The organism is Arthrobacter monumenti (genome assembly GCF_054511255.1).
This window is the reverse complement of sequence record NZ_JBTNCY010000014.1, coordinates 43805-65431: the sequence shown is the minus strand read 5'-3', so window position 1 is coordinate 65431 and position 21627 is coordinate 43805. Positions and strand designations below refer to the sequence as shown.

General features: G+C 62.3%; 21 protein-coding genes. 8 read left to right on the top strand and 13 right to left on the bottom strand.

Annotated elements, in window-relative coordinates:
• Positions 1-34 precede the first annotated feature (34 nt).
• The 5 genes from argF to argC are packed head-to-tail and all read right to left on the bottom strand — an operon-like array spanning position 35 to position 5348.
• Positions 35-988 carry an ornithine carbamoyltransferase gene (gene argF / locus ACX80B_RS17285; RefSeq protein ID WP_459298443.1) on the bottom strand — a complete coding sequence of 318 codons (954 nt, stop codon included), beginning with the start codon at positions 986-988 and terminating at the stop codon, positions 35-37.
• Positions 985-2247 (bottom strand): acetylornithine transaminase, encoded by a 1263-nt coding sequence (locus ACX80B_RS17280; protein ID WP_459298441.1) that lies wholly within the window; start codon positions 2245-2247, stop codon positions 985-987. The genes argF and ACX80B_RS17280 overlap by 4 nt, the downstream gene beginning before the upstream one ends.
• Positions 2244-3152: an acetylglutamate kinase gene (gene argB / locus ACX80B_RS17275; RefSeq protein WP_459298439.1), complete on the bottom strand. Its 909-nt coding sequence runs from the start codon at positions 3150-3152 to the stop codon at positions 2244-2246. The genes ACX80B_RS17280 and argB overlap by 4 nt, the downstream gene beginning before the upstream one ends.
• Positions 3153-3159: 7 nt before the next feature.
• Complete coding sequence (argJ, locus tag ACX80B_RS17270; protein WP_459298437.1) at positions 3160-4314, bottom strand: bifunctional glutamate N-acetyltransferase/amino-acid acetyltransferase ArgJ; 1155 nt, start codon at positions 4312-4314, stop codon at positions 3160-3162.
• Positions 4311-5348, bottom strand: a complete 1038-nt coding sequence (gene argC / locus ACX80B_RS17265; protein ID WP_459298435.1) for an N-acetyl-gamma-glutamyl-phosphate reductase — start codon at positions 5346-5348, stop codon at positions 4311-4313. The genes argJ and argC overlap by 4 nt, the downstream gene beginning before the upstream one ends.
• A gap of 137 nt (positions 5349-5485) precedes the next feature.
• Between argC and ACX80B_RS17260 the strand changes: the two genes are divergently transcribed.
• Genes ACX80B_RS17260 through ACX80B_RS17245 form a run of 4 tightly spaced genes read left to right on the top strand, consistent with a single transcriptional unit; the run spans position 5486 to position 9653 of the window.
• Complete coding sequence (locus tag ACX80B_RS17260) at positions 5486-6130, top strand: hypothetical protein (protein WP_459298433.1); 645 nt, start codon at positions 5486-5488, stop codon at positions 6128-6130.
• Positions 6127-7521 carry a multicopper oxidase domain-containing protein gene (locus tag ACX80B_RS17255; RefSeq protein WP_459298431.1) on the top strand — a complete coding sequence of 465 codons (1395 nt, stop codon included), beginning with the start codon at positions 6127-6129 and terminating at the stop codon, positions 7519-7521. Before ACX80B_RS17260 ends, ACX80B_RS17255 begins: the two co-directional genes overlap by 4 nt.
• Positions 7521-8633, top strand: coding sequence for a multicopper oxidase domain-containing protein (locus ACX80B_RS17250; RefSeq protein WP_459298429.1), 1113 nt, complete (start codon positions 7521-7523; stop codon positions 8631-8633). Before ACX80B_RS17255 ends, ACX80B_RS17250 begins: the two co-directional genes overlap by 1 nt.
• Positions 8634-8672: 39 nt before the next feature.
• Positions 8673-9653, top strand: a complete 981-nt coding sequence (locus tag ACX80B_RS17245; protein ID WP_459298428.1) for a quinone oxidoreductase family protein — start codon at positions 8673-8675, stop codon at positions 9651-9653.
• Positions 9654-9695: 42 nt separating this feature from the next.
• Here ACX80B_RS17245 and pheT read toward each other — a convergent pair whose 3' ends face one another.
• Together pheT and pheS are read right to left on the bottom strand one after the other, a co-directional pair.
• Positions 9696-12227 (bottom strand): phenylalanine--tRNA ligase subunit beta, encoded by a 2532-nt coding sequence (gene pheT / locus ACX80B_RS17240; RefSeq protein WP_459298426.1) that lies wholly within the window; start codon positions 12225-12227, stop codon positions 9696-9698.
• Positions 12228-13289, bottom strand: coding sequence for a phenylalanine--tRNA ligase subunit alpha (gene pheS, locus ACX80B_RS17235; RefSeq protein WP_459298424.1), 1062 nt, complete (start codon positions 13287-13289; stop codon positions 12228-12230).
• 109 nt (positions 13290-13398) lie between these two features.
• On the opposite strand from pheS, the gene ACX80B_RS17230 reads away from it, so the two are divergent.
• Complete coding sequence (locus tag ACX80B_RS17230; RefSeq protein WP_459298421.1) at positions 13399-13848, top strand: eCIS core domain-containing protein; 450 nt, start codon at positions 13399-13401, stop codon at positions 13846-13848.
• Here ACX80B_RS17230 and ACX80B_RS17225 read toward each other — a convergent pair.
• A complete protein-coding gene (locus ACX80B_RS17225) occupies positions 13838-15319 on the bottom strand; it encodes a long-chain-fatty-acid--CoA ligase (RefSeq protein WP_459298419.1) in 1482 nt (493 codons plus the stop codon). The two genes, ACX80B_RS17230 and ACX80B_RS17225, sit on opposite strands and share 11 nt — an antisense overlap.
• A 111-nt stretch (positions 15320-15430) precedes the next feature.
• The gene (gene pcp / locus ACX80B_RS17220) at positions 15431-16084 is read right to left on the bottom strand and encodes a pyroglutamyl-peptidase I (protein ID WP_459298417.1); all 654 of its coding nucleotides are present in this window, start codon (positions 16082-16084) and stop codon (positions 15431-15433) included.
• 48 nt (positions 16085-16132) lie between these two features.
• Here pcp and ACX80B_RS17215 point away from each other — a divergent pair, with 48 nt between their 5' ends.
• Positions 16133-17221: an Rv2578c family radical SAM protein gene (locus ACX80B_RS17215; protein WP_459298415.1), complete on the top strand. Its 1089-nt coding sequence runs from the start codon at positions 16133-16135 to the stop codon at positions 17219-17221.
• 41 nt (positions 17222-17262) lie between these two features.
• On the opposite strand, the gene ACX80B_RS17210 is transcribed toward ACX80B_RS17215, so the two are convergent.
• Entirely contained in the window at positions 17263-17727 is a 465-nt protein-coding gene (locus ACX80B_RS17210; protein WP_459298461.1) for a (deoxy)nucleoside triphosphate pyrophosphohydrolase, read from the bottom strand.
• Positions 17728-17959: 232 nt separating this feature from the next.
• Between ACX80B_RS17210 and ACX80B_RS17205 the strand changes: the two genes are divergently transcribed.
• Positions 17960-19216: an MFS transporter gene (locus tag ACX80B_RS17205; protein ID WP_459298459.1), complete on the top strand. Its 1257-nt coding sequence runs from the start codon at positions 17960-17962 to the stop codon at positions 19214-19216.
• Here the strand turns inward: ACX80B_RS17205 and ACX80B_RS17200 are convergent.
• Positions 19177-20118 carry a cation diffusion facilitator family transporter gene (locus tag ACX80B_RS17200; protein WP_459298457.1) on the bottom strand — a complete coding sequence of 314 codons (942 nt, stop codon included), beginning with the start codon at positions 20116-20118 and terminating at the stop codon, positions 19177-19179. The two genes, ACX80B_RS17205 and ACX80B_RS17200, sit on opposite strands and share 40 nt — an antisense overlap.
• Positions 20119-20150: 32 nt before the next feature.
• Here ACX80B_RS17200 and ACX80B_RS17195 point away from each other — a divergent pair, with 32 nt between their 5' ends.
• Complete coding sequence (locus tag ACX80B_RS17195; protein ID WP_459298413.1) at positions 20151-20291, top strand: hypothetical protein; 141 nt, start codon at positions 20151-20153, stop codon at positions 20289-20291.
• On the opposite strand, the gene ACX80B_RS17190 is transcribed toward ACX80B_RS17195, so the two are convergent.
• Positions 20288-21217, bottom strand: coding sequence for a TrmH family RNA methyltransferase (locus tag ACX80B_RS17190; RefSeq protein WP_459298411.1), 930 nt, complete (start codon positions 21215-21217; stop codon positions 20288-20290). The genes ACX80B_RS17195 and ACX80B_RS17190 overlap by 4 nt on opposite strands.
• 14 nt (positions 21218-21231) lie before the next feature.
• A complete protein-coding gene (rplT, locus tag ACX80B_RS17185; protein WP_459298409.1) occupies positions 21232-21624 on the bottom strand; it encodes a 50S ribosomal protein L20 in 393 nt (130 codons plus the stop codon).
• Positions 21625-21627: the final 3 nt, after the last annotated feature.

The window sequence follows — 21627 nt, the reverse complement described above, 5'->3', positions numbered from 1 at the left end:
TCCTCCGCGCCGCCTGGTCCGGTCTTCCTGGTGCTCATCGCGTGGCCGCCCCTGCCGGCGTGTGCCCTGACTGCTCCATCAACCAGGCCATCAGTGCCTTCTGTGCATGCAGGCGGTTTTCCGCCTCGTCCCAGACCACAGACTGCGGACCGTCGATCACGTCCGCGGATATTTCCAGCCCGCGGTAGGCGGGGAGGCAGTGAAGTACGACGGCGTCGGGAGCGGCCTGTGCCAGCGCGGCGGAATCGATGGAGTAGGGCTTGAACACGTCCGCCCGTGCCTGTTGTTCGTCTTCCTGGCCCATGGAGATCCAGGTGTCGGTGGCCAGCACATCCGCACCCGCCAACGCTTCGGCCGGATCCGAGGTAATCAGGATGGAGCCGTCGGTTTCCGCCGCACGTTCCCTGGCAGCCGAAATCACCGTCTCCGAAGGCAGGTAGGATTCCGGAGTGCCGATCCGGACGTGCATTCCGGCGGTGGCACCGGCCAGCAGGTAGGAGGCCGCCATGTTGTTGGCCCCGTCGCCCAGGTAGCTCATGGTCAGCCCGTCCAGCCGCCCTTTGTGCTCCTTGACGGTCAGCAGGTCCGCCAGCAACTGGCAGGGGTGATACTCGTCGGACAGGGCGTTAATGACCGGCACCGAAGAATGTGCCGCCATTTCCTCCAAGCCCGACTGCTCGAAGGTGCGCCACACAATAGTGGCGACCATGCGTTCGAGCACCCGGGCGGTGTCGGCGATGGATTCCTTATGTCCCAGCTGGGCATCGCCCGCACCGATGATCAGCGGCGTACCACCCAGATCCGCCACGCCCGCGGCAAAGGACACGCGGGTCCGGGTGGAGGTCTTGTCGAAGATGACGGCCACTGTCTGCGGGCCGGCAAATGGCTTGCGGCCAAACCGGTCCGCCTTCATAGTGACGGCGAGTTCAAGCACCTCGGCCTGCTCGGCCGGACTCAAGTCCGTGTCGAGTAGAAAGTGGCGGGTCATGCATTCTCCTTCTGGTCGTCGATGGCCTGCTCAATCAGTTGCGGGAGCGCGGCCAGGAACCGGTCTGCCTGTTGTTGGGTGAGGATCAACGGCGGGGCAAGCCTGATGGTCTCCGGACCCGGACTGTTGATGATGAAGCCGTGTTCCAGTGCGGCCGTGACGAGCTTCGCCGACACCGGAGCGTCAAGATCGAACGCGATCAACAAGCCCGCGCCACGGACCTGCACGACGTGGTCCACAGCCTTCAGCCGGCTCTGCAGGTAAGTTCCAAGCCCGGCAGCGTGCTCGAGCAGCCCTTCCGATTCGATGCTTTCCAGGGTTGCCAGCGCCGCGGCGGTGGCCACCGGGTTTCCGCCAAAGGTGGTCCCATGGTCACCGGCCGCCATTAACGACGACGGCCCCTCGCCGAACGTGACCATCGCACCGATGGGAATCCCGCCGCCAAGACCCTTGGCGAGGGTTACGGCGTCGGGCATAACTTCGCCACCCGAACACAGCCAGGAGCCGGTCCGGCCGATACCTGTCTGCACCTCGTCGATGATCAATAGTGCGCCGGCGTCGGTGGTCAGCTGCCGGGCGGCTTTCAAATACCCGTCCGGCAAGGGCCTGACTCCGGCCTCGCCCTGGATCGGTTCAAGGAAGACGGCGGCGACTGTTTCGTCGACTGCCTCCTCCAGTGCGGCGATATCGCCAAATGGAAGATGCGTCACCGGTCCGGGCAGCGGCTCAAACGGTGCTTTGTAGGCCTCCTTGGCGGTCAGGGCCAAGGCTCCCATGGTGCGGCCGTGAAACGCGCCTTCCAAAGCGATTATCCGGTTCCGGCCGGGGACGCTGGCTCCCGGTTTCCCGTCCCCGCTGCCCGCACCTTCGCCGCCGGAATCCCGTCCGTGTTTGCGGGCGAGCTTGAAGGCGGCTTCGTTGGCTTCGGTGCCGGAATTCGTGAAGAAGACTTTGGAACCGTCCGGGGCACCGGTGATGCTCAACAGTTTTTCCGCCAGCTGCACCTGCGGCGGACTGGTGAAGAAGTTGGAGATGTGGCCGAGAGTCTCAAGCTGCGCCGTGATGGCGCCGGTCAACGCGGGATGGGCATGGCCGAGAGCATTCACCGCGATTCCACCGAGCAGGTCCAGATACTCGTTGCCCGCGTCGTCCCATACCGAGCAGCCGGAGCCGCGCACCAGCACGCGTTGCGGCGTTCCGAAGACGCCCAGCAGCGACTTCGTGTAACGCTCATTCCACGGGTCGGGATTTCCGCTCATGGCGTCTCCTCACTGTCGGGCACGATCTGCGTTCCAATACCGGAAGCGGTGAAAATTTCCAGCAGCAGCGAATGCGGTGTGCGGCCATCGACGATATGCGCCCGCGGCACGCCCTCATCCACCGCCTTCAGGCAGGCCGTCATCTTCGGAATCATTCCCGATTCGAGACCGGGCAGCATTGCGCGCAGCTCGTCCGCGGCCAGTGATGAAATCAGCGAGTTGCGGTCCGGCCAGTTCCGGTACAGCCCCTCGACATCGGTCAGGATGACCATTTTGGACGACTTCAACGCAACCGCGAGCGCCGCCGCGGCGGAGTCGGCGTTGACGTTGAGCACCTCGCCGGTGGGGGCCGGAAAGGTTTCCGGAGCGACGGTGGAAATGACCGGTATCCTGCCCGCTTCCAGCAGGTCCACAATGGCGGCCGGATTGACCCCCGTCACCTCGCCGACGAGTCCAAGGTCTACCTCATCGCCGTCGACCATTGCGCCGCGCCGTTCCGCTTGCAGTAGTCCCCCGTCCTCCCCGCTGAGTCCGACGGCGTAGGGCCCGTGGGCATTGATCAAGCCCACCAGCTCGCGGCCGACCTGCCCTGTGAGAACCATCCGGACAACATCCATCGCTTCCGGGGTGGTGACGCGCAGGCCGGCCCGGAAGCGGGACTGGATGCCGAGCTTTTCGAGCATGTTATTGATCTGCGGACCCCCGCCGTGGACGACGACGGGCTTGATGCCCACGTGATGCAGGAACACCACGTCCTCGGCGAACGCGCGGCGCAGTTCGTTGTTGACCATCGCGTTGCCACCGTATTTGATTACGACAATGCTGCCCGCGAAGCGCTGGATCCAGGGCAACGCCTCGACTAAGGTTTCCGCCTTATCCTGGGCGATCAGTACAGACGGTTCCATGGCTTCCTCAACTGCTGTAGGCACTGTTCTCATGCACGTACTCGTGGGTCAGGTCATTGGTCCAGATGGTCGCACCGGCCTGTCCGGCGTTCAGATCAATTTCGACCGTCACTTTCCGGCCGCTCAAATCCACCAGGTCACGGGAGTCGCCGATGCCGCCGTTGCGGCAGATCTGCACCCCGTTGATGGCCACGTTCAACTCGTCCGGTTCGAATACCGCATCGGTGGTTCCCACTGCCGAGAGCACCCTGCCCCAGTTCGGATCCATACCGAAGATTGCGGTCTTGAACAGGTTGGAGCGGGCAACGGCGCGGCCGACCGTCTCGGCATCTTCTTCAGTGGCGGCATTGATGGTGGTGATGGCGATATCGTGCGAGGCGCCTTCGGCATCCGTAATCAGCTGCTCCGCCAGGCTGCTGCATACGTCGGTCAGCGCCGCCGTGAATTCTTCGCGCTCCGGAACGACGCCGGCGGCCCCGGAGGCCAACAGCACGACTGTGTCGTTGGTGGACATGCAGCCGTCGGAGTCCGTCCGGTCGAAGGTCACCCGCGTTGCCTGCCGCAAGGCGGAGTCGAGTTCCGGCGCCGGCAGGTCCGCATCCGTAGTCAGCACCACGAGCATGGTGGCAAGGCCCGGAGCCAGCATTCCGGCACCTTTGGCCATGCCGCCGATGGTGTAGCCGGTTCCGGCCGCTACCGCTTCCTTGGCGACCGAATCGGTGGTCATGATGGCCTTCGCGGCCTCCGTACCGCCGTCGGAATGCACATTTGATACAGCGGCTGCGACGCCGGGCAGGAGTTTATCCATCGGCAGTTGTTCGCCGATCAGCCCGGTCGAGCAGACAAAAACATCCGTGGCGGAAAATCCGAGTGCCTCCGCTGTCTTCTCCGCCGTGGTGTGCGTGTTCTGGAACCCTTCGGGACCGGTGCAGGCGTTCGCTCCGCCGGAGTTGAGGATGACGGCATCGACCCGCCCATCGGAAACAACCTGCCGGGACCAGTGCACCGGCGCGGCCGCCACCCGGTTGGATGTAAACACAGCCGCGGCTGCCTTCGCTGGACCATCGTTCACCACCAGCGCCACGTCGGCTCCGCCGGACGCCTTCAGCCCCGCGGTCACGCCGGAGGCCCGGAATCCAGCCGGTTCGGTAATTCCGCTCATGGTGCCACCGCCTCGAAGTCGAGGCCGGCTGTTTCATCGAGGCCGAGGGCCAGGTTCATTGACTGGACTGCCCCGCCTGCCGTGCCCTTGGTCAGATTGTCGATGGCGCAACTGACGATCGCGCGTCCGGCATGTTCGTCGTAGGCCACCTGCAGGACGGCATGATTGGATCCCAGCACCGCTTTTGTCGTTGGCCACTGGCCCTCCGGCAGCACGTGCACAAACGGTTCATTTTCGTAGGCGTTGACCCACGCTTCGCGCAGGTCGGCAGGATCGACGCCGGCGCCGGCCTTCACTTTTGCGGTGGCGGTGCTGAGGATCCCCCGGCTCATAGGAGCCAGCGTTGGGGTAAAGGAAATCTGCACCGGAGCCCCCGCGGCGAGCGAGAGGCCCTGCTCGATTTCCGGGGTGTGCCGGTGTCCTCCGCCCACACCGTAGGGGCTCATGCCGCCCATGACTTCGGCGCCGAGCAGGTGGGGTTTAATCGACTTCCCCGCACCGGAGGAGCCCGAGGCAGCCACGATCACGACGTCGTCGTTCTCCAGGAATCCCGCGGCGAACCCAGGCAACAGGGCCAGCAGCGAACTGGTGGGATAGCAGCCCGGAACGGCAATCCGCTTTGCCCCGCGCAGCTTCTCCCGCTGGCCCGGCAACTCCGGCAGGCCGTAGGGCCACGTTCCGGCATGGGAGGATCCGTAAAACTTCTCCCACGCAGCCGCATCCTCAAGCCGATGGTCCGCTCCCGCATCGATGACCAGTGTGGATTCGGGCAGCCGGGACGCCATCTCGGCACTGGCACCGTGCGGCAAGGCAAGAACGACGACGTCGTGCCCGGCCAGATTCTCCGCGGTGGTTTCCTCCAGCAGCCGGTGGCTCAGGGAATGCAGGTGCGGTTGCAGTTCGCCAAGTCTCGAACCGGCATTGCTGTGCGCCGTGATCGCGCCGATCCGCACATTTGGATGGGAAGAAAGCAGCCGGAGGGCCTCACCACCGGCATATCCACTGGCACCGGAAACAGCAACAGAAAAAGTCATAACCCAACTCTAACGGTTTATTATGCGTGGAAGCCAATATTTATACATCCTTGCGGTTATTGTCCGTTCAAGGTTTTCCCAACCGGTGCCCAACAAGATGAATACAGTCTATTTGTCACAGATCGGGGGGGCCGGCCGTGGAATCGCAACTACAGCCCAAGCCAGAGGACGGGGAACCGTCCGGGGCAACACTTATCGATGCAGCCGTGCCGGATGAGGTGGCTGTTCCGCTCTTCTCCCGCCGCCAGGTTGGGGTGATGGCCAGCGGTGGTGCCTTCCTCCTCGCTGGAGCGGCCGGAGTGATGGCATGGGCACGGGGCAACACCGGCGCCCGGGGGCGGCAAACGAGTTTCGGAACCGTGGAAATCCGCAAGGCGGAGCGCCGGCCGCGGCTCTCTGCCAGCGAGGCTTCGGCGACCGGAGTCTCATCGGGCCACAGCCACGGGGGCACGGGGAGCCGGGAACCGGGCAACCACACTTGGGCCGACGTCGTTCTGGTTGAGCTTGAAGTCCAGAACCTGCAGACCTACCCGATCCTCCTATCGGCCGGACAGCTAAGACTGAAAGTCGGCGATGACGGTATTGGCGTTACCCCGAACGGTACAGGCCGCCAGTCCGGGCCGATCGCGGCCGGCGCAACCGAGCGGTTTGCCATCAGCTATCTCGCCCCGTCCGATACGGACAAGATCTCAGCCGAATTTTCGGACCCCTGGGAACAGCGCATTGTCGCGCTGGAGCTTCCCACGGTCCGGAATCGACCCGCTATGGAGGCACGGTTATGAACTCCCTTCGAACCACGAGTGGTCCCGACCGCCGCGAAGCGTTGAAATTCGGCTCAGCGGCGGCGGGAACAGGCCTGTTGTCACTGGGCGCCATCAGCGGACAGACATCCGCGCAGTCGCCGACAATGCTGCGGGCCGCTGCACCGGAGGCGGCGCTGCCGATACCCGGCGTCCTGCAGATGTACATCAATGATGGCTATTTGAAAATGGTCGACGACTCCTTGGTGTATCACCGCGGTTTCGGGGACCGGCCTAGCGATCTTCAGGATGCGAATCCGAGCCTGACAATTCCGGCGCAGATTATCACCGCCAACAACGAGGTGATTCCCAGCCGGACGTATCCACTTGGCGCGGCGTTGCCTCCAAATGGCCGTCCGGAGCCACTCGCCCCGGATCCGGCGCATCCTGGCTCCTACCTTGTCAGGAGAGCGTACTGGGCCAGTTACTTCCCGGAGCGCACGATCGTGGCCGAATACGGCAGCACGATCAAGATCCGTGTTCACAACCGCCTTGCGCAACCACACCAGCTGACATTCCACAACGCCGGCGACGGCGGCGCGGACGTTGGCACCGGGGAAATCGCACCGGGCAAGTACAAGGACCTCGAATTTGCCGCCCCGGACTGTGGCAGCTACATCTACAGCGACCCGACAAACACCCCGGTGGAACGAACCCTCGGACTGTTTGGCGCCCTGATTGTGATGGATCCCAGCGACCCCTGGTGCGTGAAGCCCGGCGCGGCTGAGTTTGAGCGGCAGTGGATATGGATTTGCCATGACGTCGAGCCGGAATGGGCAAAAACTGCAGCCGCCGGCGGCACCGTGGATCCGAGGGTCGACAAGCCCGTGCCACGGTACTTCACGCTCAATGGCAAGGCGGGCTACGAGTCACTGGGCATCACCCGGAACGACGCTCTCAACCGGACGCGGATGGAGGATACGCTCATTTCCGGATCAGCCCGGCACATCGATTCCCGCGACCTCAGCCTCGGTTACACCTCCGATTCGGTCAGTACGGGGCAACTCGTCCGCCTGGTCAACCCGGGCATCGTGTTCCACCAGATGCACTTTCACGGCAACCACTTGTGGACTGTGCGGCGCAATGGCTACGACTTCCCCCGCACTGGCGGCTTCATCGACGATGACGGGCACGTTGTGTTGCAGCAATGGGAGGACGTCATTGAGCTGGAACCGATGGACCGGAAAGAAAGCCTGATTCCAATCAAGCGTCCACCGGACTGCACCGAAACTGTGTGGACCAACCGCAACGTTGACTGGCACTACCCGATGCACTGCCACGCTGAGCCGTCCCAGACGGCGGCGGGTGGCATGTACCCAGGCGGTCTCGTGGGTCACTGGACCCTGGCAGCCCCGATTACAGGAGCAATCTGATGACTACTTCAGCCCACGAGCATTTCTACGACAGCCAGGTCGACTTCAGCTCCAACCAGAACCAGGAAGAGAATCCGGTTACCGAGTACTGGGAACAGCCGGACGTCTCCATCGAACTTGATGTGTTCCGCCGGGATCTGCGGTTCGACGACGGCGCGGTACACGAGATCATGTCCTTCAATGACGATGCCGGTGACCGCGCTTTTCCCGGCCCGCTGATCCGCCTCAAGGAGGGGCAACTCTTCCATGGGACCACCCACCCCAGCAAGGGACCGCACACCACCCACTGGCATGGGCTTGAACCGGATCCGCGCAACGACGGCGTCGGGCACACGTCCTTTGAAATCGAAGGGCAGTACACCTATCAATGGCTACCGGAAGTCGGCTGGCCCGGCGATCCCAACCTCGGCAGCGCCGGAACGTACTTCTACCATTGCCATGTGAACACCACCCTGCACGTGCAATTGGGCATGTTCGGGCCGCTGATTATCGATCCGGTGGTGCACCCGGTCTTTCCGGTCACCGAGGGAGTGACCCGGAGGATCTTCATCGATGGACCGGAGTACGACATCGATACGGAGACGCTCATCGCTCCGTACTCGGTGGACCCCCGCTGGCACGACTACAACCACGCTGAGGGGCTGTCCGGTGAGGACGTAGGCCTCAACAATTTCCGGCCAACGCACTTCTACCTGCTCGGCGGAGAACTTGCCCACCGTCCTGGCGGCGAGCATGTCTGGAGTCTGCAGAACATGCGGGCCAACGTCGCCGGAGGTGATCGCGCGCCGACCTTGCTGCGGCTGCTCAATTGCAGCTACTCGCCGAACACCATGCGGTTTACCGACAGTAACGGAAAGCCCGTAAAGATGGCAGAGCTGATCTCCCATGACGGCCGCGCTTTCCGCGAAACCTCGCGTTACGGTCCCTGCCGGCCGTGTCATTTCACCGACTACCCGATGATGACGAGCATCGTCACTTCCGGAGCAGCAGAGCGCTACGACATGCTGTTGCATCCCCCGGAGGCCGGGACTTACTACCTGACGATGGATTTCCACAACTGGATCGACAAAACTGTCCTCGGCTCGCGGACTGTGGAAATCACCGCGACCTAAACCTACTGGCCGATCCAGCTTGCGGCCTAGACTGGCGGAATGAGCTATGCGATTGTTGCCGCCCGCGCAGGCGGCCCGGAAGTACTGGAACTGGCTGAGACCGAGGTGCCGGAACCCGGCCCTGGACAGCTGCTCGTCAACGTCGCCGCAAGCGGCGTGAACTTCATCGAGACGTACCAGCGAAGTGGGATTTATCCGGTGGATTTCCCGTTCACGCCGGGTAGTGAGGCCGCCGGCGAAGTTGTGGCGGTCGGCACCGGTGTCACCGGGTTCTCAACCGGGGACCGCGTGGCGACCGCTGAAGGCTCGGCGTCCTACGCCCAGTACATGCTTATCGACGCGGATAAGTCGCTGCCTGTACCGGAGGGAATCTCCGACCATGCCGCTGCGGCACTGCCCCTGCAGGGTATGACGGCGCACTACTTGATTAACTCCACTTTCGAGGTGAAGGCGGGGCAAACCGTATTGACGCATGCCGGCGCCGGTGGTGTGGGCCTTCTCCTGACCCAGCTGCTCAAGGCGAAGGGTGCACGGGTCATCACAACGGTTTCGAGCGAAGAGAAGGAGTCGCTGGCCAGGAAAGCCGGTGCGGACGAAGTCCTGGGATATGAGGGGCTCGTGCCTAACATTAGTGAGCTGACCGGCGGAACAGGCGTGGATGTAGTGTTCGACGGCGTCGGGAAGGCGACGTTTGATGACTCACTGGCGAGCCTGCGCACCCGGGGAACACTCGTGCTCTTCGGAGGCGCCTCCGGCCCGGTTCCCGAATTCGATCTGCAGCGGCTCAACGCCGGAGGATCGCTGTACGTCACCCGGCCGAAACTCGCCGACTACCTGCTGGACGCCGACGAGCGCAGATGGCGCTCGTCGGACCTGTTTAATGCTGTCCTGTCCGGCGACCTGTCCGTCAGTATCGGTGCGACTTACCCGCTGGCCGATGCCGCCGGAGCCCACCGTGACCTCCAGGGTCGCAAGACGACCGGCAAAGTACTCCTCGTGCCGGATTCGCAGGCCGGCTAATAGTACTCTGCCGGCCGGAAGCAGTCCGGCCGGCAGAACAGCTTATCCTCGTTGTACGGCGCCGAGACGCTCGGCAGCCAGGGCCACCGCAGCTTCGCGGGAAGCGGATGCCTCGTCGGCGGTCAGGGTACGATCCGGAGCACGGAATCTCAGGCTGAACGCCAGCGACTTCCGCCCCTCCTCGATTCCCGTTCCGGAATACACGTCGAAGAGGGAAACATCCTCCAACAGGTCGCCCGCACCTTCCCGGAGAACGTCAAGCACCGCGCTGGCCGGCACCCCGGCATCAACGACAAGGGCAACGTCCTGGGTCGCAACGGGATAAGTGGGAATCGACTTGGCGACGATAACGTCCGCAGCCGCTTCGAACAGCGCATCGAGATCCAGCTCCAACGCGACAGTCCTGGCCGGGGCGTCCACGGCAGCCAGCACCTTAGGGTGCAGTTCTCCGGCGTAGCCGACCACAGTCCCGGACCGGAGCAATAGCTGCGCCGTCCGGCCAGGGTGAAACGCCTGATGCTGGCCCTGTCTCGTAATCACCTCGACGCCGAGTACTGAACCGACCAGCGCGGCAACATCCAACGCGTCCGCCCAATCGTACGGGCGGGGATCGTGTCCCGCACCGGCCGGCGAGTTGCATCCAGACATGACCACGCCCAGGTGCTGGGGTTGAGCCGGTATGCCGGCAAGGAGCGAGTCAATGATTTCCGCTGGCGGCAGCTCACCCAGTCCAGGAATTTCCGCAGTCCCGTGCTGTTCCCCGGGCAGGAACACCAGGCCCGTCTCGTAGAGCGACACATCCCGGAATCCGCGGGAAACGTTGCGTTTCAGCACATCCAGGAGTCCCGGAAGCACCGAAGTCCGCAGGAACGGTTCTTCGGCGCTGATCGGATTGGCCAGCCGGATCGCCGGCAGGTCTTTGCCTGCCTCCGCTGAACCGAATCTCTGGTTGGACTCAGCATCGACAAAGGGATACGCCAGCACTTCGGTCAGACCGGCGTCGGCCAGCGCCTGGACGACCCTGCGCCGCTGCTGCTGAACGCGCGTCAGGCCGCGCCCGGGAGGTGCGACCGGCAACCGGGAAGGAATCTTGTCGTAGCCCACCAAGCGGGCGACCTCTTCTGTCAGGTCCGCCTTGTCATTCAGGTCCGGGCGCCAGCTCGGCGCCACGACGGTGAAGCCGTCCGCCTCGGGAGAAACTTCCGCCCCCAGCTCGGTCAGCGTGGAAATAATCTCGTCCGCGGTGAATTCCATGCCGATCCGCGATGAGGTGTAGCCGGCCGGCAGGAAGATCGACCTCGGTGCCGGCGCCGTTCCGGTATCGGTGACAGCCGGGTCGGCGGTGCCGCCACCGAGTTCGGAAAGCAATCCGATAGCGCGTTCGGCCGCAACGGCGGCGACATGCCAGTCGACTCCACGCTCAAACCGGCGCGATGCTTCGGAGGGGAGCCTGTGCCGGCGGGCCGAACGGGCAATGCTGATTTCCTCAAAATGGGCCGCTTCAATCAGGACGTTGGTCGTGGCTCCCGACGTCTCCGTGCTTTCGCCACCCATGACCCCGGCGATTCCGATCGGTCCGGATTCGTCTGTGATCAGCAGGTCCTCCTGATCGAGGGCACGCTCGCGGTCGTCGAGGGTCCGCAGCTTCTCGCCCGGCTGCGCCCGGCGGACGACGATCTCGCCGGAGAGCTTGTCAAGGTCGTACGCGTGCAGCGGCTGACCCAGCTCCAGCATCACGTAGTTGGTGACATCAACAACGAGTGAAATGGAACGAATACCGGCAAGCCGCAGCCGGGCAGCCATCCATGGCGGTGTCGGCGCCGACACATCCAGGTTCCGGATCGTCCGGGCAACGAACCGGTCGCAGCCGGCCCGGCCGAGAATAGGCGCCTGGTCGTCAATCCTGACCGGATAGCCAGCAGCATCCGTCCCGGGCACCGTTACTTGCTCCGCCGGATCGGTGAAGCCTGTCCCTGTCGCGTGAGCGTACTCACGGGCGACACCCCGGATCGAGAAGCAGTATCCGCGGTCCGGGGTCACGTTGATTTCGGCGGCCTCGTCATTGAGTCCCAGGAGCTCGACGGCGTCGCTTCCGATTTCGGCATCCACCCCAATGGTGGACAACACCAAGATCCCATCGTGATCCTCGCCAATACCGAGTTCACGCACGGACGCGATCATGCCATCGGAAATGTGTCCGTAGGTTTTCCGAGGGGCGATCTTGAAGTCCCCGGGCAGCACGGACCCGGGAAGTGTCACCACAACCTTGTCGCCAACGACGAAATTATCAGCGCCACAGACAATGCCGTGCACCGCGTCGCCACCGTCCGCCGCCGTCGTTCCTTCCGGAGCCACTTGCACCTGGCACCAGTTGATGGTCTTGCCGTTGGACTGCGGCTCCGGCTCCTTGGAGAGCACCTCGCCCACAACTATGGGACCGTAGAGTTCGTCTGAGGGACGGTGGACTTCCTCTTCCTCAAGACCGACCCGGACGAGATCGGCCATTACGTCTTCGGCGCTCGCTCCATCCGGCACTTGGGCGTACTCGCGCAGCCATGACAGTGGGACCCGCATCTAAATCTCCATCCCGAAGTGTTCGCTGAACCTGACGTCGCCTTCGATCATGTCGTGCATATCGCCGACGTCATTGCGGAACATCAGCGTCCGCTCTATACCCATTCCGAAGGCGAATCCGGAGTAGATCTCCGGATCGATTCCGGCCGCCGACAGCACCGCTGGATTGACCATCCCGCACCCGCCCCACTCAATCCAGCGGGGGCCGCCCTTGGCCCCGGGGTGCCAGACATCCAGTTCCGCTGATGGTTCGGTGAAGGGGAAGAAGGCCGGACGCAGCCGGATCTCCGCCGCTTCGCCGAGCATCAGCCGGGCAAAGTGCTCCAGTGTTCCTCGGAGGTCCGCCATGCTCAGGTCCTTGTCCACCGCAAGACCCTCGAACTGGTGGAAGACCGGGGTGTGGGTGGCGTCCAGTTCGTCGGTACGGAAAACCTTGCCCGGGCAGAGCACATAAACCGGCAGTTCACGCTCCAACAGCGATCGGACCTGCACCGGCGAGGTGTGGGTCCGGAGCACCAGGTGGGCCTCCGGAGGCTCGACGAAGAAGGTGTCCTGCATGGCACGTGCAGGGTGGTCCGGCTTGAAATTCAGGGCGTCGAAGTTGAACCACTCGGATTCGACTTCGGGACCTTCTGCGATCTCCCATCCCATTCCGACGAAGATGTCACTGACCCTGTCCTGAAGCGTTGAAAGAGGGTGTCTGGCTCCGGCCCTGCGACGCCGGGGAGCGGCCGTGACATCCACGGCTTCCTCGACCAGAATGTTGGCATCGCGTTCGGCCTCAAGCACCACTGTCCGCTCGGCCAGGGCCTTGTTGACCCGTCCGCGGGCAGCGCCCATCAGCTTGCCGGCGTTGGCCTTTTGGTCCTTGGACAGCGTGCCGATTGCACGGTTGGCCAGGCTCAAGGGCGACTTGTCACCGGTATGGGCGAGGCGGACAGCCTTCAGACTTTCCAGGTCCGCCGCTGCGGCGATGGCCGCGAGCGCCTGGTCCACGGCGGTATTGACGGAAGTTTCGTCCAGCGGGTTGGCCGCCGGGGACTCGTTGGAGGGTTCAGTCATCAACAGTTCTCACTTAGAAGTTATGTCGGGCACAGCAAGTCTAGTTGACAGCTGCGACAGCTTCGAAAAAGACCGCCGGGGATCGATTGAACGCAGTTAGAATACTGCCATGCAGGGAAGTCATAGGCTCCGGCAAATCGTCAACATGGTCAACCTTTCCACCCCGCTCGGCGTCGGCATTGCGGCGGCCACCCGCAGTCCGGTCAGCAGGGGTCCGCAGGGTCTCCTGTTCGCTTCCGGATACCGGCCGCGGCTGCCCGCCGCGGCGGCTTATACTGTCGGCAACGTCGTCTTTTTCCGGCAACGGAGCCCGCAGGCAACCGCATCAGCTGCGCTGGTCGGCCACGAAGCAAGGCACAGCACACAGTATGCAATCTGCCTCGGGCTGCCGTTCCTTCCGCTGTATGCGGCGGCCGCCGTGTGGTCACTGTGGCGTTCCGGCGATCCTGCATCCCGGAACGTATTCGAGCGCCATGCAGGCCTGCGGAACGGCGGCTACCCGGAGCGGCCGGTCATCCGGCGTTTTCCGCGGCCGTCATGGTCTTTGATCAAACCTTGATTTCGCGTTTGAGGATCTTGCCGGTCGGTCCTTTGGGCAACTCGTCGGCGATGACCACCCGGCGCGGATACTTATAGGCAGCAATCCGGTCCGCCACAAAGTCCCGGATCTCCTCCGGCTCCACCGGTTCAGCGTCTTCTTTGAGTACAACGACGGCGACGACTTCCTCGCCATGCAACTCGTCCGGCTGTCCGAGGACTGCAGCCTCCGAAACGGCCGGATGTTCGTAAAGGACCTCTTCTACCTCCCGCGGATAAACGTTGTATCCGCCGCGCAGAATCATGTCCTTCTTCCGGTCCACGATGAAGAACACCCTGTCCTCATCCACTCTGGCCATGTCGCCGGTCCGGAACCAGCCATCGGGAATGGCCGCTTCGGTCGCCTCCGGGTTGTTCCAATATCCCTTCATCACGTATCCGCCGGACACCGCCAGCTCCCCTACCTCCCCCGGGGGAACGTCCTGGCCCTCCTCATTCAGGACACGTAATTCCGCCCCGCGGACGGCGGTGCCGATGGAACCAGGTTTGCGGATGCCGTCCATCTGGTTGAAACACACCACAGGTGAGGTCTCGGAAAGTCCGTATCCCTCCAGGAGAGTAGCGTCGAAGGACGATTCAAACCCGCGCAGCACTTCCAGCGGCAACGCAGCACCGCCCGAGGCTGCCATCCGGAGCGCGGAGACGTCATAATTGTCCCGGTCCGGCACCCCGAGCAGGCCAATGTACATAGTGGGAACGCCAAGGAAGATAGTGACCTTGTCCCGCTGGATTATTTCCATTGCCTTCACAGGATCGAACTTGGGCAGGATCGTGATCGTGGCACCAGCGGAGACGGCCGAGTTCAGGGCACAGGTCTGGCCGAAGATGTGGAAGAACGGAAGTCCGCCAAAAAGGACATCATCAGGGGTGATGCTGAACAGGCTGCGGGACAGCTCCGCATTGGACCGAAGGTTCTCATGCGTCAGTTCCGCACCTTTGGGCCTGCCTGTCGTGCCGGACGTGTAGAGAATGACGGCGGTGTCCGAAGGATCAGCCTCGGCGACGGCGGAAACCGCATCATGGCCGCCAAGCATTTTCGCGAAGGAAGCGTCCATACTGACCACTTCGACGCCGCTGGCCTTAGCTCCCTCCTGCACTTCCCCGAGAACCCCTTCGAAGGCGAACGCGAGTTTGGCCCCGGCGTCCTTCAAATGAAATTCCACCTCACGGGCTTTCAACAACGGATTCAAAGGCACGACGACAGCCCCGTATCGAAGGATGCCGTAGTAGACCGCGGGCATTGGCGGAATATTGGGGCTGATCAACGCCACCCGGTCCCCGGGTTGAATGTCGTTGGCCTGGAGCAGGCCTGCGACCCTCTGGCTCAGTCCCTCAATGACACCGTAACCAAGTTCAATGTCATCCATTTTGATAGCCACCTTGTCCGGATTGGACGCCGCGGACTGGACCAGGATGTTCGCCAGGTTGGACATGGATCAGCTCCTTCAAAAGTATGGAGCTTCGTTGCCCCCTAGAAGCATTCTTACCGCCAGCAGCAGCAGGTTACAAGGGATCCCTGATCGCTGTGGAAAAAATCTGCCGAATCAGTGGGTGGCCCCGGCCGCCATGGGAATGTCTTCGCCGGTGGCCACACTGACCCGGACAATCGCTGCCAGGGCCGAAGCCGCCGTCGTTATTTCCATGCTGGCAACCGAACTGTCAGCCACCTGCTCCGGCGCGAAGGGGATGTGGACGAAACCACCTTTGGCATTGCTGTGAACGCCGCGCTGTAGTTCATGCATGAGGGCGTAGAAAACGTGGTTGCACACATATGTGCCGGCGGACTGGGAAATCTCGGCGGCTACTCCCATCCCGAGCAACTCACGGAGGGATGCCTTGATGGGCAGTGAGCTGAAGTATGCGGCCGGTCCACCGTCCACTACAGGGGAATCCACCGGGCTGTTTCCTGCGTTGTCCGGGATGCGGGCGTCGTCGATATTGATCGCGATGCGTTCCAGGGACAGCCGGCCACGGCCGCCTGCCTGCCCGACGCACAAAACCAGGTCTGGCCGCTCGTCGTCGAGTGCCTGGCTGAGGACCCGGGCGGATTGCCCGAAGACGCACGGCAACTCGAAGGTGTGGACTACATATCCGGCGTCAGTCAGCCCGGCTGCCGCAAGCTGAACGGCCCGCCATGACGGATTTATGCTTTGGCCGCCGAAGGGCTCGAAACCTGTCAGCAGAATCTTTGTCGGCATAATCAGAGACTACCTTGAATGTATCTCGAAAGTATGTTCGAATACAGTATGAGGTGGAGCAATCAGACGAACGGACGCCCGCCGTCGGAACCGGCCCTGCTGCCCATGGCCGGATTCCTGCGCTCGGTGCAAACGCCCGAATTTGCAGGGGTGACTTTCCACGAGGTACAGGCCAAATCGGTTCTGAACCGTGTTGGCGGCCGTTCCGCAATGCCTTTCGAATGGACGATCAACCCCTATCGCGGTTGCAGCCATGCCTGCGTCTACTGCTTCGCACGCAAAACACACACCTATCTGGACCTGGATGCCGGTCCGGACTTCGACAGCCAGCTCGTCGTGAAGGTCAATGCCGGCCAGGTGCTGCGGGCAGAACTGTCCAAGGCTTCATGGCAGCGCCACCATGTGGCCATGGGAACCAATACGGACCCGTATCAGCGGGCCGAGGGCAGATATCAGCTGATGCCGGAAATTATCTCGGCCCTCGCCGATTCCGGCACTCCCTTTTCCATACTGACTAAGGGGACGTTGCTCGCCCGGGACATCCCTTTGCTGAAAGAGGCGTCCAAGCAGGTTGAGATCGGGATGGGAATATCATTGGCCTTGACCGATCCGGAGCTCGCCAAACGCCTTGAGCCGGGCACGCCGACGCCGAAGGCACGGCTGCAGTTGATCAGCCGGTTGCGGGACGCCGGCCTTCCCTGCGGGGTCATGGCGATGCCCATCCTGCCCTGGCTCACCGATTCGGATGAAGCCCTTGACTCGTTGCTGTCCCAGCTTGCTGACGCTGGAGCGACCGGTGTCACTGCGGGGCCGCTGCACTTGCGGCCCGGTGCCCGGGAGTGGTTTATGGAATGGCTGGCGCAAGAACATCCACAACTCGTTGGACGATACCGCCGCCTGTATTCCGGTGGAACATACGCGTCGAAGGATTACCGGCGTTGGCTCGCATCACGTGTGGGATATTTCAAGAAACGGCATGGGTTCGATGGCGGTGCCCGCTTCATCCGTTCGGGCCAGGAGGGTGAATCCAGCTACCCGAAAGGAACCATGCCAGCGTCGGTGGATCCTCCTCCCTCGCCTCAGAATGGGCGGCCGAATCAGCATCACATGGGCGATCTCCATCCGACGCTCTTCTAACTTTCCGCCCTTGGCTGGCCCCGCGGTAACCTTGTCAGTCGTCAGCGGCCCAAAGCGGGACCTGTGGTGTTCGTGATTGGCTCACCGATGACTGACAGCAGGCCGGCGACTATCGGATAATCCGCAGGAATCCATGGCAAGGTCTCAAGTGATTCAGCAGCAGCCAGATCCAACCAGTTGAGCAAGTCATGATCTTCCAGCGGACGCGGAACACCTGACGATAATTCAGCCAACCAGACCCGCATCGCTGCACTTTCGTTGAGAAGCCAGCCCTGTTCGTGGGGGCCTCTGACTTCTGTACCGAGACGAACGGCTACGCCAAGTTCCTCCGTCAATTCCCGGTGCAGGGCCTGAGTGCAAGTCTCCCCCGGTTCGACCTTTCCCCCAGGGAACTCCCACAACCCGGCCAACGCCGGCGGTGCGCTCCTTCGGGCGACGAGTAACCGGCTGGGAGAGGCCAGGGAATCGACGATGGCGGCACCGACGACTTGCTTCAATGACGTGATATTTGACTCCACGCTGCAGAGTCTACGCGCCGCGGCGGTATCCTGATGCCGGAACAAATTCACCTGTCCGTTGTTGTATAGAAGGGGTTCCTGCCCTGCAACGGCAATGAGTGATCGAATTACCGGCATTCTCAGCACCACCTCCGGCCTCGCTTCCGGACAGTCCTGCGCAGGTGGCACCGCGGCCGCTGCAGGAGCGGCCGTATCAATTTCCTTTCGACGAAAGACATCAATGCCTTCCTCCGCGCGCAACACGTCCGTCCAGCCGTCGCCGACGGCCGATGCGGGCGCCAGAGCCGTTCAGACACGAACGGCTCTCGCGATCTTTGCCCTCGCCACGGGTGGTTTTGCCATTGGCACCACCGAGTTCGCGATCATGGGTCTGCTCGGTGATGTCGTGGAGGATCTGCAAATCAGCCTTGCCATGGGCGGCCACCTGATCTCCGCCTATGCAGTGGGTGTTGTTGTGGGGGCACCATTGCTGGCTGTTCTCGGTGCACGATTGCCAAGGAAAAAGGTGGCGTTGGGATTGATCCTCCTGTTTACCCTGGCAAATCTCTCCTCTTACGTGGCACCTGATTCTGGTTGGCTGCTGCTGACGCGATTCATTTCGGGCCTGCCGCATGGGGCATATTTCGGGCTCGCGGCCATTATCGCCGCGTCCCTGGTGCCGCCCACCCGGCGTGCCCGCGCCGTCGCCTCGGTAATGCTGGGACTCTCCATCGCGAACGTCATCGGCGTTCCCCTGGCCACCTGGATCGGACAACAATTTGGCTGGCGGCTAATGTTCGTATTCGTGGGGCTTATCGGTTTGCTGACACTTGTCCTCGTAACGAAGTACGTACCGTTTCAGCATGCCGCTGCCGACGCGAGTATCAGGCGGGAGCTCGGCGCCTTGAAACGGATCCAGGTCTGGCTGGCCCTGCTGATTGGCATCGTTGGCTTCGGAGGTTTCTTCGCCGTTTACTCCTACATCAGCCCGACGATGACGCAGGTTACGGGTCTTCCTTCAACTGCTCTTCCGTTCATCGTCGCGCTCTACGGCATCGGCATGGTCGTCGGCAATATTATCGGTGGCAGAATCGCGGACCGATCCGTGATGGGGAGTATCTACGGTTGCATGGTTGCAGTGGCGACTGTTCTTTTGGTATTCAGCTGGGCGGTCCGGATTCCCTGGTCTGCCATACTGCTGGTCTTCTTGGTTGGAGCTGCCGGCTCGATGCTGGTGCCGGCGCTGCAGACCCGGCTGATGGATGTCGCCGGGGACGCGCAATCCTTGGCGGCGTCCCTCAACCATGCCGCCTTGAACACAGCCAACGCACTCGGGGCATTTCTCGGCGGACTCGTCATTACCTGGGGCTGGGGACTCGTTGCGCCGGCGCGGGTCGGTGCTGTACTTGCCGTTCTCGGTCTGCTAATCGCGCTGTTCAGCGGAAAGTTGAATAACCGTCAACGCATTTCATCGGCCGCGGCTGCCTTCGCAGAGTAAACATCCGGTTCCAGGTAAATTACCCGAGCAATCGGGACTGCCTCCCGGATCCGCTGTTCCGCACTATCAATTTCCTCGGCGACGTCTTCGCCAGAATCCGAGCGGCTAATCGCAATCTTTGCTGCCACCAGCAATTCTTCCGGTCCAAGGTGCAGGGTCTTGAGGTGGACTATTTCGGTGCCGGAGGACCCACGCAGTGCTTGCTCAATCTTCTGCACGTCTTCCTTCGTCGCCGATTCACCAAGCAGGAGAGATTTCGTTTCCATCGCAAGGACGATGGCAATGATGACCAGGAGTATGCCGATCATGGCCGTTCCGACCGCATCCCAAACGCTGTTGCCGGTAATCAAAGTGAGGCTGACGCCGAAGAGCGCAAAAGTCAGTCCGAGCAACGCTCCGAGATCTTCAAGCAGGATTACGGGTAGCTCCGGCGATTTGGCCTTGCGCACGAATTCCGCCCAGCTTTTTCCCCCACGCACACGGTTCGACTCAACGATGGCTGTGCGGAACGAGAACGACTCGGCAACGATTGCGCCAACGAGAACGGCGAGCGGCACCCACCACCAAAATCCCTCGATTGGATGCGGATCCTGAAGCTTCTGGTAGGCCTCATAGAGTGCGAAGAGACCGCCAACGCTGAACAGCACTATGGCAACGAGGAATGAATAGATATATCGTTCCCGGCCGTAGCCGAAGGGGTGCTGAGGGCTTGCCTGGCGCTTCGCCTTTTTTCCGCCGACCAAGAGCAGCACTTGGTTACCGGAGTCTGCAACGGAGTGAATCGCTTCAGCAAGCATCGATGATGATGCGGTGAGGATAAAAGCCACGAACTTGAAGACCGCGATCGTAAGATTCGCGATCAGAGCCGCGATAACCGCCTTAGTGCCGCCGCTTCCTGCCACTGCGTACCACCTGTTCTTCATACCGCCGAACATTGAGGATTCTACCTCGCTACGCTACAGCTCGGCAGCGAGTCAACTCGTTCTATGACCTCGGACCATGGATCATGGCCATCGTCGGCGGGCCGCTGGTCGCCTTCCTCTACGGTGCGGTGACCGGACGCAAAAACGCCTAATCTGCGGGACCCATAGTCCGTTGGGCACGGGCGCTGGCATAGAGACATACAGTGGCCGCCGTCGCAAGGTTCAGGCTTTCAGCAGATCCGTAGACGGGAACGGAAACACTGAAATCGGTCATTGCCAATTCCGCTTCGCTCAGACCTTGGGCCTCATTACCGAATATCCAAGCGCTTGGAAGTTCGAGAGCCGGATCGCTGCGTTCCCCTGTTTGCATGGAAGCAGGCACGTCGCCATGTTGGAGGCGCCGGGTGGCGCACTCATCCTGGAGTACGTCCAGATCATATTTCCCATACCCATGGGCCGCAAGCAACTGGAGACCGGACCCATCCAGCCGGCGGGTCAGCGTTCCCAGATCCTCTCCGACGACAACCGGCACGTGGAATATCGATCCAGCAGTTGAGCGGACAGCCTTGGGATTGTAGATATCAACACTTGAAGCAGTGATGACGACGGCGTCGGCGCCGGCAGCATCCGCGGCGCGCAGCACCGCTCCCGCATTGCCCGGATCCCGCATCCGCGAGAAAACCGCAATCAGACGCGGCCGCCGTTCCAGAACTTCAGCAAGTTCGACATCAATGGTGTTACAAACCGCGATGACGCCTTGGGAATTGACCGTATCTCCCATCACCGCGAGCACTTCATCTGTTGCCAAGCGCAGTTTCACGCCGGATACAGGAACATCGAACTCCGGAAAGCGGTTGAGGCATTCCTGCGTCGCAAACAATTGAACGACGACCGCTCGTTCCGAAGCGCCCCGATGGCGGTGAGCAGCCAGCGCCTCACGCACGGCCTGCGGGCCCTCAGCCACAAATTGCCTGCGCTTTAAACGCGCCGGGCGCCCGGCAAGCTTTGCGACATCACGGACCCGGTCTGAACGGGTGTTGGAGATGATCGGCGCTTGCGGGCGCCCGGCGTCATGCACTGTAGGCGGAGCGTTTAGCGGAAACCGGCGGCGACAGGCGCGGAGGTGTCCTCAGGCAGGTTGTCCTTGGCCAGCTTGACCAGCGCGGTGAATGCGGTGGCGTCGCTGATGGCCAACTCAGCCAGCATGCGGCGGTCGACCTCGATTTCGGCGGCCTTCAAACCCTGGATAAACCGGTTATAGGTCATACCATTGGCGCGCGCTGCGGCATTGATGCGCTGGATCCACAGTCGGCGGAAGTCACCCTTGCGCTTGCGGCGGTCGTTGTAGTTGTATACGAACGAGTGGATGACCTGTTCTTTGGCCTTGCGGTACAGGCGCGAACGCTGACCGCGGTATCCGCTTGCGCGCTCGAGAATTACCCGGCGCTTCTTATGGGCGTTGACCGCCCTCTTCACACGTGCCACGTG